This window comes from Amycolatopsis pretoriensis (assembly GCF_900107925.1).
In the GTDB taxonomy this organism is placed as follows: domain Bacteria; phylum Actinomycetota; class Actinomycetes; order Mycobacteriales; family Pseudonocardiaceae; genus Amycolatopsis; species Amycolatopsis pretoriensis.
The window spans coordinates 273232-287132 of record NZ_FNUJ01000009.1 but is presented as its reverse complement, the minus strand read 5'-3'; the positions used below and the strand labels follow the sequence as shown (position 1 = coordinate 287132).

The 13901-nt window shown below is 71.4% G+C and carries 5 protein-coding genes; all 5 read right to left on the bottom strand.

Features of this window, described 5'->3' with window-relative positions; all coding sequences use genetic code 11:
• Window positions 1–45: 45 nt before the first annotated feature.
• The 5 genes from BLV96_RS36960 to BLV96_RS36940 all read right to left on the bottom strand — a co-directional run bounded on the left by BLV96_RS36960 (window position 46) and on the right by BLV96_RS36940 (window position 13774).
• On the bottom strand, window positions 46–4842 hold the full coding sequence (locus tag BLV96_RS36960; protein ID WP_086677211.1) for a hypothetical protein: 4797 nt from the start codon (window positions 4840–4842) through the stop codon (window positions 46–48).
• Window positions 4843–4899: 57 nt separating this feature from the next.
• On the bottom strand, window positions 4900–5298 hold the full coding sequence (locus BLV96_RS36955) for a hypothetical protein (RefSeq protein ID WP_143051073.1): 399 nt from the start codon (window positions 5296–5298) through the stop codon (window positions 4900–4902).
• A 14-nt stretch (window positions 5299–5312) separates the two neighbouring features.
• Window positions 5313–11678 carry an RHS repeat domain-containing protein gene (locus BLV96_RS36950; RefSeq protein WP_143051072.1) on the bottom strand — a complete coding sequence of 2122 codons (6366 nt, stop codon included), beginning with the start codon at window positions 11676–11678 and terminating at the stop codon, window positions 5313–5315.
• A 324-nt stretch (window positions 11679–12002) separates the two neighbouring features.
• Window positions 12003–12569 (bottom strand): hypothetical protein, encoded by a 567-nt coding sequence (locus BLV96_RS51495; RefSeq protein WP_341866133.1) that lies wholly within the window; start codon window positions 12567–12569, stop codon window positions 12003–12005.
• A 353-nt stretch (window positions 12570–12922) separates the two neighbouring features.
• Window positions 12923–13774, bottom strand: coding sequence for a RecB family exonuclease (locus BLV96_RS36940; RefSeq protein ID WP_167379867.1), 852 nt, complete (start codon window positions 13772–13774; stop codon window positions 12923–12925).
• Window positions 13775–13901 lie beyond the last annotated feature (127 nt).

Here is a 13901-nt window from a genome sequence, read left to right as displayed (position 1 = left end):
ACCTCGAGGAGCTGATCCTCGAGGTGGCCTTCGCGGTCGAACAGGTCAGAGCGTCAGTGACGGGAAGCCGTCCACGGCGTCGGACACGGCCTGGGCCAGCCGCCGGTCGTACGCCTCGTTCGGAACTCCTTCGTCGTTCAGCAGGGCGGCCTGGGCCTTGTTCGGTGCCGCGGGGTCCCGGACCGCGGCGTCGAAGTCGATGAAGTTGTCCGCGCCCAGGTTGGTGTAGTTCGCGCGGATTTCGTCGTTGACCTGCCGGCGCAGCGTCTCCTGCGCGTCGGTCGGGTCCCCGCCGCGCGGGGGGATGGTGGTGAGCACGATCGACAGCGGGGTGCCGTCGGCGCGGGAGAACTTGCGCAGGCCCACCGGGCTGCTCGCGGACATCAGGTTCGTCAGCTTCTGCCGGACCGTCGTCAGCGTGTCGTCCTCGTCGAGGTAGCCCATGTTGACGATCACCGTCCGCACGTTGGGCTCGTCGAACACGTACCGCTCCCGGGAAGCGGCCGCGGTGCCGGGGGACGGGTACCCGCCGTGGGTGATGCTGCCGGGGAGCTTGCTGCCCAGCGTCTCCGCGATGAAGTCGGTCCAGATCGGCGACCAGTCCGGGTACCGCGTGCGGTACCCGTAGCCGGTGTCGCTCAGCACCACGACCGTGCCTTCGTTCGCGTCGGTGGTCGAGACCTCGACCCCGGCGGCGAAGAACGAGTGCCCGTACAGGGGCCCCAGGTCGTCGCTGCCGAACGGACCGCCGTCCGAGTTGCCGGTGGCGTCCCCCGGTGCCCGGTAGGCGACGCTGTCGGCGTCGTCGTTGTCCGCGGCCGGCGGGGCGTTCGCCGGGATCGCCACGCTGACCAGGAGATTCCCCGAGCCACCCGCCGTGCTCGGGAACGGCATCGGATCGCTCCAGACTTCGCCGCCGGCGGGGATCGTCACGCTTTCGGCACCGTTGAACTTCAGCGGCACGGGAGCCGAGAGGGTCGTCGCGACCGTTCCCGACTGCGCGGCGACCGTCGTGCGCGGCACGGTGGCCGGTACGCCCGACTGGCTGTTGGACAGCCGGATGCGCATGTTCGGCCCCGTCTTGGTCGGGTGCACGACCATCCGCAGCGTCGTCCCGGTCGGCGTGCTCACGTCGGTGGTCACCGTGGGCGGCGAGCTCCACGCGCCGAGCCAGCCGGCGGCGACCGGCGCCGGCGCGATCGCGAGGACGTGCATCGACGGCGCCGGTCCGCAGGTGTTCGTCAGGAAGCCGGTGCCCGTGTTCGGCAGGGTGACCGACGCGATCGTCTTGGTCGGGTCAGCCGGCGCGAGCACCATGTAGAGCTTCACTTCCGCCGCGCCCGGCGTCGCGCCGTTGTTCAGGTGGGACAACGTGATCGCGGCGGACCGGTCCGGCCCGTTCACCCAGTCCGGCACCGTGGGCACCACCGGGTCGGACGTGGTGCCGTCGGTGTAGGTGACGGTCATCGTGCTGGGCGCGGTGTCGCCGCACGTGCTGGTGGCGAGGAGCCCGATCGCCGTTGCCTTGACCCGGTCCACCGCCGGCAACGGGATCTTCTGCCCCATCGCCACCACGTTGTCGTTCCCGGTCGCGGCGTTCGCGGCCGGCATGGTGAACGTGGCCCGACCGATCGTCACCTTGGTTCCCGGCCGCAGCCCGGCGGCCGCCAGAGTGTTCGTCGACAGCGCGCTGCCGTTGAAGTCCAGGTCGGCGGCCGTGGTGTTGTCGGTCGCGTACCCGCGGTTGTTCATGGCGTCGGTGAAGCTCGCCGACGTGACGCTGTTGACCGGGACCGCGGTCAGGTAGTCCACTCCGGCCGCGTAACCGGACGACGCGTCGTTCTTGCCGACCACCGTGATGGTCAGCTTGTGGCGCCCCTGCCCCAGGTGCGCGCCACCCAGTGCGAGCTGCACGGTACGGCCGTTCGCCGCCTGGTAGCCGTCCCACGGCACGGTGTCGGTGCGCATCAGCGCGGTGCCGTCGACGGCGATCCGCACCTTGCCCCGGTTTTCGCGCTTGCCCATCGCGATGCCCAGTGCGTAGTCGGCTTCCACCGGCACCGTGAAGGCCAGGTCGAACGACTTGTCCTTGTCCCCGGCCGCGAAGAGCAGCTGTGCCCCCTGCGACCACGGACCGCCGTTCGCGGCGGTCTGCGTCTCGACGGTGAGCGGGACGTTCTGCCCGGCCGGCTGGCCCGGCGTCACCTGGGCCGGCAGCTCGGCCTCGTACCGGGTGGTCCGGGTGATCGTGAGGTGGTCGAGCCCGGCGAGGTAGCGCTGGCCGATCGACCGGGCGTTGGTGCCGGTCACCGTGACCGTGAAGGTGTGCGTGCCCGTGGCCAGGTGGGTGATCCCGAGCGGGGTCAGCGCGTTGATCACCTTCGGGCTGTACGCGTCGATGGAGCCCACCGGCTGGTCGATGTCCGGGCGGCCGACGGCCTGGCCGTCCAGCTTGAAGGCGACCTGACCGTAGTCGGCGGCCTTGGTGAGCCCGACGTCCAGCTGGTAGTCGGCCTCCGTGGTGACGTCGAACGCGATGGAGAACGCCTGCCCGGCCGCGTTGCCCTGGAAGAACAGCTGCTTGTGCCCGGACCAGGTCGTGACGCAGCAGTTGCTGTCCTCCTGGGTGACGAGTGGCTGCGTCTGGCCCGCGGGCTGGGACGCGACCAGCGACTCGGCCTCGTACCGGCGGGTGGTCTGCCCGGTGTTGGGGGCGACGTAGAAGACGTGCGCCGCGGTCTCGGGCGAGAGGTTGTGCGCGTCGTCGAAGCTGCGGACGTTCAGCGTGTGGTAGCCCGCCGTCAAGCCGGCCGGGATGGGCAGCCAGGTGGGGCCGGACGCGCTCGCGGGCGCCCAGCCGCCGTCGACGGCGCCGGTGGGCGTGTAGTCGCACGACCCGGTGTTCGGCACCGGCTCGGTGCCCGAGCCGGCGAACGTATAGGTGTACCCCGAGATGTTCGGGGACCCGCCGGAGTTCACCGCGACGGCGCCGGCGGCGCCCCGCGGCGCACCCCAGTAGTTCGCCGGGTAGTCGACCGACGACGTCAGCGCCGGGGCCGCGGGTGGCGGGGTCGCCTGGATCCGGAAGGCGTACCACGGCGACCAGCCGGGACTCCACAGGTTCCGGCTGCCGTCACCGGGGAAGTTGTTGTGCACGGTGATCCGGTACTTGTAGTCGCCGTCGCCGAGCGCGGCGGGGATCGTCCACGCGGCCTGCGTGCCGGACGCCACCGTGGCCTCCCCCGCGGCCTTCCGCACGGAACCGGCGCTGTCCCACACCTCGTAGTTCAGGGTCACGGTGAGCGGCGGGTTGTTGTTGTCCACCGCCGTGCCGTAGAGCGTCGGCCGGGCGTCGGGGGTGATCGCGAGGCCGGTGCAGGTGACGGCCCGCGACACGTGCTGGTTCGTGGCGTCACTGGGCTGGAAGCTGAACGTCACGTCGAAGTGCGGTGCGACCGACCCGCCACTGCCGAACTTCTTCCACTGCAGGGTGTTGCCTTCGTCGGCCGCGAGCAGTGCCAGGTGGACGTTCGGCCAGTTGTTGTTGGCGCTGGCCTGCGCGTAGTCCTTGACCGCCTGGTTCGCGAACCGGACCCCGGCGGCGCCCGAGCACTGGATGCCCGCGCCGGAGCTCTCCGTGTCGAGTGCCGAGCCGAGCGGCTGGTTGCCCCACGCGAGGCCACCGTCGAAGTAGCTTGCCGAGTACAACGTCACCGGCTCCGCGACGCACTTGTGCGCACCCCAGACCTGGGTGAACCACATCTCCGCGGAGAAGACGACCGCCGTGAACCCGTTGCGCTTCTGCAGGGGACCGGTGTCGAGCCGGAAGTACGAGCGGGCCACGGTGAGCGACCCGCACTGCCCGTCCCCGTTCCAGCAGCGGCCGACCTGCGCGTCCATGGCGGCGTTGAAGTAGTGGTACCCGTTCGCCGTGACCTCGCCCCACGCCTGTTGCTGCCCGGACATCCCTGGGTCGATGTAGACGGGGTAGTGCACGTCGTTCCCGGTCAGCGCCCGCGAGTCGGGCGCGACGGTCAGGTCGGTCGTCTTGGCACCGGCCGCGGTGGCCGTGAGGCCCAGCTGCGTGACCTTGCCGGGAACGGACTCGCTCGGCGCCGGGGAACTCTGGTCCTGGTGCGTGCTGTCCCACATGACCGGCGTCGAGCCCGAGAAGACCCGCGCACCCCGGGTGTCGCGCGCGGTGAGGGCACCGTCCTTCGCGTCGAGAGCCACGCCTTCGGTCGTCGCGCGGAGCTTGATCGCCCGCAGCGCGGGGTTCGCCGCCGCTTCGGCGTCGTGCACGACCAGGACGTAGGAATAGCCCGTGGCGTCGGCCGAGACGACGAGGTCGACACCGGGGAAGACGCCGGCGTAGGTGGCCTTGTTGGCCGTGACGGCCGGCTTCGGCAGCGGCGCGGGCCAGGTGAACGCCACCTTGCCGCCCGGCTCGGCCAGCGTGATCACCGGCCCGGTGCCACCGCCGGAGAGCCGCAGGTCGGTCAGCGTCGCCGCCGGTGCCAGCGAGCCGTCGGGGTTGGTGCGCAGCGAGGTGTCGACCGGGATCCACCGGCCGTCGCGGCGAACCCGTTGCGGCGCCGCCGAACTGCGCATGGTGAAGGTGCCGTCGGGGTTGACCAGCACCTCGCGCGTCTCCGTGGTCTGGTCCGGCAGGACCACCGGTCTGCCCGTCGCCACCGCGGTGTCGAGCGCGGTTCTTTCGGCGGGTGTGGTCGGTGCGGACGAGGTGCCCGGCACCGCGGGCGCCGGTGCGGCGGCGGCCGGCAGCGCCGTGCTCGTGGCGACGGCCGCGGCGAGCACGGTCGTGAAAAGGGCGCGAAGCATTGGAGTCCCCCCGTAGAGATGAATGGTGCGGTGCTCAGGCGGCGGCGAAGAACGTGCTCATCGCAGCCGCTTGACCAGGAAGCCGTCGATGGCCACCACCGACGCCTGCGGCACCGCGGGCGCCTGCCAGCCCGCCCGTTCCATGTGATCCACAATGGACTGTTCCAGCGCGATGCCGTAGGCCTGCACGTACTCGGCGGCGTCGCACCGCCAGAAGTACGTGCCGTCCGTCATCACCCCGGACCCGCCGGAGACGCCGAACCGGCCCTCCAGCACGTCCTCGGTGTACTCCATGAGCGCGATCACCACGGTGCCGCCCCGGAGGTAGCCCGCCACCTTCTTCCGCAGGCCGGCGTCCAGTGCGCCGACGAGCGGCCGCAGGTCTTCGGGCTGGAGGTCGAAGGGGGTGTCGCCGCCGGGTCCGAACACCCCGAGTGGCTCGACAAGATCACGCACCGCTGGCTCCTTCTTCATCGCGGCCACTCCCGCAGCACGCCGGTCGCCGGGTCCAGGTCGACCCGGAACGGGCTGGAGGTGATCGGGCCGCCGAGCAGCTCCCGGAGGTCCTGGGCCGCCCCGCACGAGCCGTGGCAAGTTACCAGGTTGATCGGCCCGCCGTTGTAGTACGGATTCTCCATGACCGCGTCGGCGATCTGCTGGGGGTGGGTGATCATGCCGTCGACGCGGAAGTTCCCGTCCCGGTCGCCGTGCACGATCACGTCGTGCCCTTCCGTGCCCCGCGAGCGGTAGAAGTTCTGCAGCGTGTTGGCGTCGTCACCGATGGCTGTGGCGGTGGGCCCGTGCCGGACGGTCGCCCCGCCGGCGAGGAAGCTGTCCATCTCCGCCGCGCGGCCGGCGCCACGCATCGCCAGCCCGGCCGCACCCTTGGCCAGCGGGCCCGCCACCAGCGGGCCGAACCCCTTGATGCAGTCGCCCACCGCGCCTTCGCGGATGCAGTTGACCATCTTGTCGGCGCCGGTCAGCGCGACCAGCAGGTCGGCGATCTGCTCCCGGACGGACTTCTGCGCCGGCGCCGGGGTGGGCGGCGGGTGGGCCTTGTTGTAGGCCGCTCGTTCGGCGCGCGTCAGCGGGTCGGGGCCCATGGTCGGGGTGTTGCCGCGCGGCTTCGCCGTCGGGCAGCTCGGCATGGTGCTGAACCAGATGGTGATCAGCACCGCGGGCAGCCACACCGGCAGCTGCGGGCCGATGAAGCCGGCCCGCCAGACCGGCAGGTAACCCCAGAAGATCGAGATGTGCGCCTGGTGGTACGTGCGGGACGCCGTCACCTGGATGTCGTGCGCCATGCCGAGCGCTTCGCTGATGCCCCCTTCGCCGACGCCGACGATCGTCAGCATCCCCGACGGGTCGCTGCGGGAGACGGGGTTGTTCTCCGCGTAGGAGTACCCGCACAGCTGGTCCGGGTCCTTCGGGTCGAGCACCGGGTCGACGGAGATGAAGCGGCCCGTGACGCTGTCGTACTTGCGCGCGCCGATGTCGGTCAGTCCCGAGTCGGCGCTGACCGGCTTGTCGAGGAACCCGTGCGCGTCGGGCCACGGGCCGTTCTCGACCGCGCCGAGGACGTTGCCGTACGGGTCCATCGTGCGGCGGGTGACCGCGAAGGTGACGGAGTCGACGGCGACCGTCGCGGTGTTGTGCTGGTCCGACACGAGGTACGACGGGTTGGCGCCGCCGACGCGGACCGCGACGGTCACACCGTTGTGCGTGTAGTACCGCGTGCCGGTGACCGCGCCGGTCGTGGTGTTGCGGGCGAGCTCCTCGCCGGGCAGGAACAGGGTCACCTTGCCGGGGTCGCGGCGCAGCAGCTGGCCACCGTCGGCGTCGTAGACGTAGCCGGTGAGCCCCCTCGGGGTCTGGACGGACGCGAGCCGGTTGTTCCGGTCCCACGTCAGCGTCTGCGCACCGTCCGGGACGTCACGGGAGACGGTGTTGCCCGCCTCGTCGTAGCCGAACGCCGACGTCTTGGTGCCGTTCGGGCCCGTCGTCGTGGTCCCGGCCAGCGCGTGCGGCCGCGCCCCGCCCGCGGCGGGGTAGGTGTAGGTCGTGGTCGTGTCACCGGCCGCGGCGTGCTGGGTCTGCGTGTCCCGCAGGCCGCCCGGCTTGAACGTCCAGGACGTCCAGTACGGGTTCGGTCCCCCGATGGTCCCCGTCGCCGCCGGGGCGGCGCAGTCGTCGGTCGCGGTCCACGCGGCGGTGAGCCTGCTCAGCGGGTCGTAGCCGAAGCACTGCGTGCGCACCGGCGCCGTCCCGGCCGGCCCCTGCGTGTCGACCGACTTGGTGATGTTGCCGACCGCGTCGTAGCTGTACCGCACGTCGTCGATCTGCGACTGGGCCTGCTGCGCCGACAGGTTGACGTCGGTCAGGCGGCGCGTCTGCGCGTCGTAGTCGTACGAGAGCCACGCCTGGTTGTTCGACGGTCCCAGCGTGAACTGGGAGTTCTCGCCGAACGGCGTGTACTTCGACGCCGACACGTAGGCGTTGTACCCGAGCGTGGTCAGCGGTTTGCCGAACTTGTCGTACGTGATGCCGATGGCCTCGCCGGGGAGCCCGCCGCCGGACGCGGGCTGCACCATGTTCAGCTGGCCGGTGCTGGTGTACCCGAGCAACGTGTAATAGGTGCCGGCGAGGCCGGTTTCGGAAGTCGGCACCTGGGTGAGCTGCTTGGCCGGCAGGCCTTGCCCGTTGTACGCCGCGACCCCGGTGATCCAGTTGCCCGTGGACGTGTACCGGGTCGAGTAGAACAGCTTGCCGGCTCCGCCCGGCGCGCCGTCCCACGTCCACGACGCGCGTTTGAACCCCGCCGTCGAGTCGTCGAACTCGGCGGTCTTGCGACCGAGTTCGTCGTAGGTGTAGGCCAGCACCTGCCCACGAGCGTCCTTTGTGGACGAAATGAGGCCGGCGAGGTCGTAGCTCGTCGTGCTGGTCCCGGAGTCCGGGTCGGTCTGCGAGTTCTTCCGCCCGAGGAAGTCGTACCCGTAGACCCACTTGTTGCCCACCGGGTCGGTGATGGAGTCCTGCAGGCCCGTCGCCGTGAAGTGGTAGAGCGTCGCCTCGTAAGCGCCGCCGGACACGGCGGTGCCGTCGACGGCGGGCAGGCTCGTGTACCGGCGCAGCTCGACGGTGCGGCCGCGCGCGTCGTTGATCTTGGTGGTGGTCACGCCGCCCGGCGGCGGGAACTCGGTCACCCGGTCGCCGCCGTAGACCGTGCGCGTCTCCCAGGTCCGGGTGAGTCCCCGGTAGGCGGCGGCGGTGACCGCGCGGCCGGCGCCGTCGTAGGCGTAGACGGTGCGGTCGTCCACGGCGCTCGGCGCTACCGCCACCATCGACGTGGCCGGCGCACCGGTGGTCAGGTAGCGGTTGTCGGTCGCGCGCTGCCAGCCGTGGGAGTCGTACACGACGTCCTTGACGATCCGGCCGCCGTCACCGGCGTCGGTCTGGGTCTGCCGGATCTGCCCGAACGAGTCGCGCAACTCGACGTTGGTGACGTAGTTGGTCCCGGTGCCGAAGTCGACGAGGGCGCGGCTGGTGATCGCCAGCGGCCCGTCCGTGCGCAGGAGGTAGTCGTAGGTGGACGACGCGGGGGTGCTTCCCTTGACCTGACCGGGTTTCCAGACCGCAGTCAGCCGTCCGAGGGCGTCGTAGGTCGCGTCGGTCCGCAGGCCCGCCACGTCGATCGTGGCGGTCGTCTTGCCGCGCGCGGGCTCCACCTCGACGGTCTCGTTCTGCCCCTTCGGGTTCGTGGTGACCGTCTTGCTCAGCACGCCGCCGTCGGTGGGCGTGTGCGCCATGGTCGTCGTGAAGTTGCGCGCGTCGGTGGTCGACAGGGTGCGCCCGGCCGCGTCGAACGCCGCCTTGCCCGTCGTCTCGAACGTCAACGTGCCGTGGTCGTTGCCGGTCGCGGTGTCGACCCGGGTCGCGTTGCCCGGGCCAGGGACCGCGCCCAGCTCGCCCTGGTTGTCGTAGTAGGTCCGCACCGCGGTGGTCACCAGCGAGGCGGTGGGATCGCCGGCGGGACACACTTCGGTGGAAGTGGTGACCTGCTTGGCCTTGTCCCGGATCCACGCCGTCGTGTTGTCCGCGTACTGCGTGCTGACGCACAGGTCGGCGACGCCGTCACCGGAGTCGGTCTTCGCGACCAGCCTGCCGAGGTCGTCGTACCGGTTGGTGACCGTGGTGGTCCGGGTGCCGCCCGCGGCGAGATCGGTGACCGACCTCGTCCGGGCCGTCTTGACGACGTCCGCGGTCAGCGCGGCCAGGCCGGAGCGGTTCCGCGTCGCGGTCGTCGCGACCTTGACCGGGTCGTTGACGGCACTGGTCAGCCGGGCGCCACCGTCGCCGTCGAACGCCTGCGTCTCCCGCGCGGCGCCCGCGAACGTGTTGTCGTCGGTGATCGAGTCGCCGAGGGAGCTGGCGACCGACACCGACCGGTGCCCGCCACCGGGCAGCGTGTCGCCGTCCATGCCGCGGAAGTACTTGGTGCGCACCAGTGTCTTCCGGTCGGCGACGCCGTCGAAGCTGCTGTTCGGGTCACCGGTGCGGGTCTCGACCTCGCTGTACCCGCGGAACTGGCCGTACGTGCGGTTCTTCGGCTTGACGACTTCGTTGTCGTCGTAGTGCCACGCGGGCGAGCCCAGGTACGTGTAGGCCGTCACCTGCTTGGGTGACAACGCGTTGGCGTCCTGCACCTCGACCTTCTCGGTGACGTACTTGTGGAAGTAGTCGAGGATCGGGTCCTTGTTCAGCGGCGGCGTCCAGTAGACCGGGTAGCAGCGCTTGGTGTTCTGCGCCGGGTCGGCCGGCATCGAGGAGGCGCTGCAGTCCGGTGTGCTGTAGGTGACGTCGATGACCGAGCCGGTGTCGGTGGTGATGTCGGTGACGCGCCAGTGCGCCATGGCGGGCTGGTTGTTGTAGCCGCTGACGCGGTTGTCGAACACCTGGCCGGTGAACTTGATCGGCGGCAGGGTGATCGACGTGCTGCCGCTGAAGCCGGTGCGGACGATCGAGTCGAGCCACAGCTCCTTGTCGGCGGCGCTGGGGAACTGCTGCGCCAGGTCGTAGGTGTCGACCTTCACCGGCCCGGAGCCGAGGTTGTACTGCGTGGTGATCGAGGTGAGCCGCTTGGTCGACCAGAACGTGGGCGAGTGGTTGTCACAGGTCGCGCCGGCGAGGCACTGCTGGTCCTGCGGGGTGTCCGGCCAGGAACTCGCGTTGGCCTTGGTGAACTGGGCCGGATCGCAGGTGATCGCCCCGGACGGCAGGCAGCGTTCCGCCACCGAGAACACGACCTGGCCGGGGGCGACCCCGCCGTACACGCTGCCGTTGGTCTTGCGGAGGCCGTAGTCGACGCGTTTGAGCGTGCCGCCGCGCGTGTACGCCACCCCCGCGGTGCCGTTGGCTACGCCGTAGTAGTTGGTCTCGGTGTTGTAGTAATAGGCGGTCGCGTTGCCGTAGGGGTCCTCGACGTAGTCGAGGTTCCAGCGCCAAGCCTGCGCGCACGACGACTGGGCGAAGCCCGCCGGGTTGTTGCACGGATCTCCCGCGTAGGCCCCGTAAACCGGGACCGTCCAGGCGGAGTTCGTCTGCTCCTGGTTCGAGTACCCGGGCGGCCGGTTGAGGCCGAAGAAGTACTGGACGCCGTCGGTGGTCGTGACCTTCCAGTGCTCGCCGCCGTGCACGCCGTTGGTGGCACCGGTCAGCAGCTCCACGCGGGCGCCGTTGTCGTCGGCCGAGCGCCAGAGGTTCTTGCCCTGGTCGTACACGAGCGCGACGGTCTTCCCGCCGAGGAACATGGTCATGATCGGGCCGGCCCAGCACAGGTCGCCGGTCTTGCTCGCCTGGGGCAGGCTGTCGTCTTCGGCGCAGGCGCGGTACGTGCGTTCGACGAACCCGGGCTCGTACTGCCAGCCCTGCCCGATCCACGACGACTGGTTGTTGGTCGCGGCGGTGCGGCCGTCGACCACGGCGGAGTTGTACGACAGCGCGACCTTGGGTTCGACGGCCTTGCCCGTCGCGGCCGGCGGCAGCTCGATCGGGTAGGACCAGGTGAACGCGCCGGTGTTGTCGGTGACCCCCCAGCTGCCGGACGGGGCGAGCGAGCTCGCGGCGAAGGAGCCCGAAGAACCGGAGCTGTCCGCGGTCGCAGCCAGCACCTGCTCGGACCCGGCCAGTGCGACTTCGGCGGTGACCACGTGCGCGGCGGTGTCGTTGCCCGACCGCAGCGGCGTGCGGGTCCGGCACTCGGCGCGTTCCGGCGTGGCGAGCACGCAGGCGGGGAGCCGGACGAGTCCCAGCCGCGAAGCGAACGAGCCGCCGACCGCATCACGGAAGGCCGAGTAGTCGACGCCGACCGAAACCTGGTCCGCGCCACCGCTGCGCGGGGCGACGGACAGCACGACCCCGCTGATCCCGGCCCGGCGCGCGAGGTCCTGGTCCGCCACGCGCACGTGCACGGACGTATCTTGCGTCCGCGCCCGGCCCGGAGCGGCGACGAGGACGGGCAGGCCGCCGGCCCGGCGAGGCGCGTCGAAGTTCGTCTCGCCGGCGTCCGCGGGCCGGCGGGGCTTCACCGGGTCCGCCGCCGCGATGACGACGTCGGCGACCCCGGCCGACGGCCAGGTAGCGGCGGGAGCGCGTCCGGCGGCCATGACCGGAGCGGTCACGTGCTTGAGCTGCTGCTCACCGTGGGGGATGACCTTGGTCGGCGCGACCGGAGGAGCCTTGACCGTCGCCGCGAGGGCCGGAGTCGTGGCCGCGGGTACGAAGGCGAGCAACGCGAGGACGAGCCCGAAGACGGTCAGTCTTCGCAGAGCCGTTCTCAACGCGCGCGAGCATGACGACATCGATCCCCCCAGGTCACAGACCACCCCACTCGATGAGCCGGCGAACTGTATCCGCGAGTCCAGGTCCAGCGAAATCCACCGAACAGCGCTGGTGCGGTTGCGCTGTTCGGCCCAGCCGGTGCCCGGCCACTCGTCGGCTCGTTGTCTGCCGTTGACCATCTGACCTGCAGGAACGACGAATCGTCACGGGCGTGGGTGCGCTACTGCGCGGGGTCCGACGGGCCCCGTCCGCACTGGTTCGAAACCAGACGGGTGGTGATGATCACCCGAACAGGCGCAGGACGGTCGAACTCGGCCGGATGATCAGTTCAGCCAGAAGAGGGTGAGCGCGGAGACAGCGAAGAGCACAACGGCCACGCCCGCTCCTGCCGCGGCGAGGCCGTTCCGGCGGTCGGCAACCCGCTGGGCGACCAGGGCGAGCGCGGCCGCGACGGGATGCCCGATCAGCAGCGCCGCACCCGGGCCCGGCGCGCCGGTGTAGAGGTCAATCCCGGCGACCACGAGGACTCCGACCGCGAGGACCGTGAGGCCCGCAGCGAGTGAGCCGGTGAACCCGCGCCACCAGCGGCCCCGCTCCTTGGCCGGTCGGGTGGGTTCTTCGGCCGCGGCATCGGCGGGCTCGATCCACTCCGGGTCGACGCGTTCCTGCGGGACGGTCTGCGTCTCCGCCATCGCAAGCGCTTCGGCCGCGCTGGTCCCGGTCGGCTCGGTCATCGGCGCCTCGGCGGCGCCGCGCTCACCACCGGCCAACCCGCCACGCTCCCCCGCGCCGGTCCCGGTCGCGAGCAGCTCGGTCTTCGCTGCCCCTGCAGCGCCGCGCTCACCACCAACCGACCGGCCACGCTCGGCCGCGCCGGTCCCGGTCGCCATTGGCTCCGCATGGCCAGGCGCAGCAGCCGTGCCACGCCCACCCGCGACAGGCCCGGTCGCGAGCGGCTCGGTCTTCGGCGCCTCCGCAGCGCTGGCCGACCGGCCACGCTCGGCCGCGCCGGTCCCGGTCGCCATTGGCTCCGCATGGCCAGGCGCAGCAGCCCTGCCACGCCCACCCGCGACAGGCCCGGTCGCGAGCGGCTCGGTCTTCGGCGCCTCGGCAGCGCCGCCCTCACCACCCGCCGACCTGCCACGCTCCCCGGTGGGGCGCGAGGGTTCCGGCGGTCCCGCGGGTGCGGGCACCGTGGCCAGGTCGTCGGTGTCCGGTGAAGCCAACCTCTTCCTCTCCCCTGTCAAGGCGCGAGCAGCTCCCACGGCTGCGCCTGGGGGGCGGCCTCCTGGCCCACCGCGCAGCTCGGCCGGAAGTCGCACCAGGCGCAACGGCGGTCCGGGCGGGCTGGGAACAGCACGTCCGCGTCGCCGCCCGCGTCCAGGGTATCCGTGGCCAACCTCAGGTCCGCGGCGGTCTCGCCCGCGCGTTGCAGGTGCCGCTGGAGGCTCTCCGGCGTGTGCTCGGCTGCCGCGATCGTGCCCGTCGGGAGGTGGTGCAGCTCGACCGCCGTGCACGGCATCCGCAGCGTTCGCGCCGCCGCCACCGCGTACAACGCCAGCGCTTGCGACGCTCGCGCCTCGTACTCGTCCGGTGGCCGCTTGCCCGTCTTGTAGTCGACGATCACCAGCTCACCGGAGCGGGCGTCGATGCGGTCCGCGCGGCCCTCGATGATCATCGACGGCCGCTCCCCCGGCGACGGGCTCACCGGCGCCGACACCCACCGCTCGAGCCCGACCGGGTCGTGCGTGACGTCGTTGTCCTCGACGTACTCCGCCACCCACCCCTTCGCGCGCGCCCGGTAGCGGGCCGCCTGCTCGTCGCTCTCGAAACCCGCGTCCTTCCAGAACTCCGCCACCAGCGCCACCGCCCGCTGCGGCACCCGCTTGAGCACCGGCAGGTCGAACAGCGCCCGCAACGCGTTGTGCACCACCGCGCCCAGCGTGCTGTGCGCCCACGGCCCGGTGCGCTGCGGGGTCGGCCGTTCGAGGTACGCGAGCCGGTACCGGCGCGGGCAGTCGTCGAAGGTGGCCAGCCGCGCCGGCGACACCTTCGTGAGCCGCACCGGTTGCGCGACGCCGAAGTCGAACCCCATCTGCTCCTTCACGGGTGCCACGCTACGCACCACCACCGACAGTTTTTCCGGGGGTTCGGGTGGCGGAGCCCCCGACCTGGGGCGAAGCCCCAGATGTCACCGACACTTTCCGCGCGGCACCCGGAAG

Bases quoted from the DNA above. Each gene is read 5' to 3' on its own strand.
- BLV96_RS36940 (WP_167379867.1), bottom strand. From the start codon at position 13,774: ATGGGGTTCGACTTCGGCGTCGCGCAACCGGTGCGGCTCACGAAGGTG.
- BLV96_RS36960 (WP_086677211.1), bottom strand. From the start codon at position 4,842: ATGCTTCGCGCCCTTTTCACGACCGTGCTCGCCGCGGCCGTCGCCACG.
- BLV96_RS51495 (WP_341866133.1), bottom strand. From the start codon at position 12,569: ATGGCGACCGGGACCGGCGCGGCCGAGCGTGGCCGGTCGGTTGGTGGT.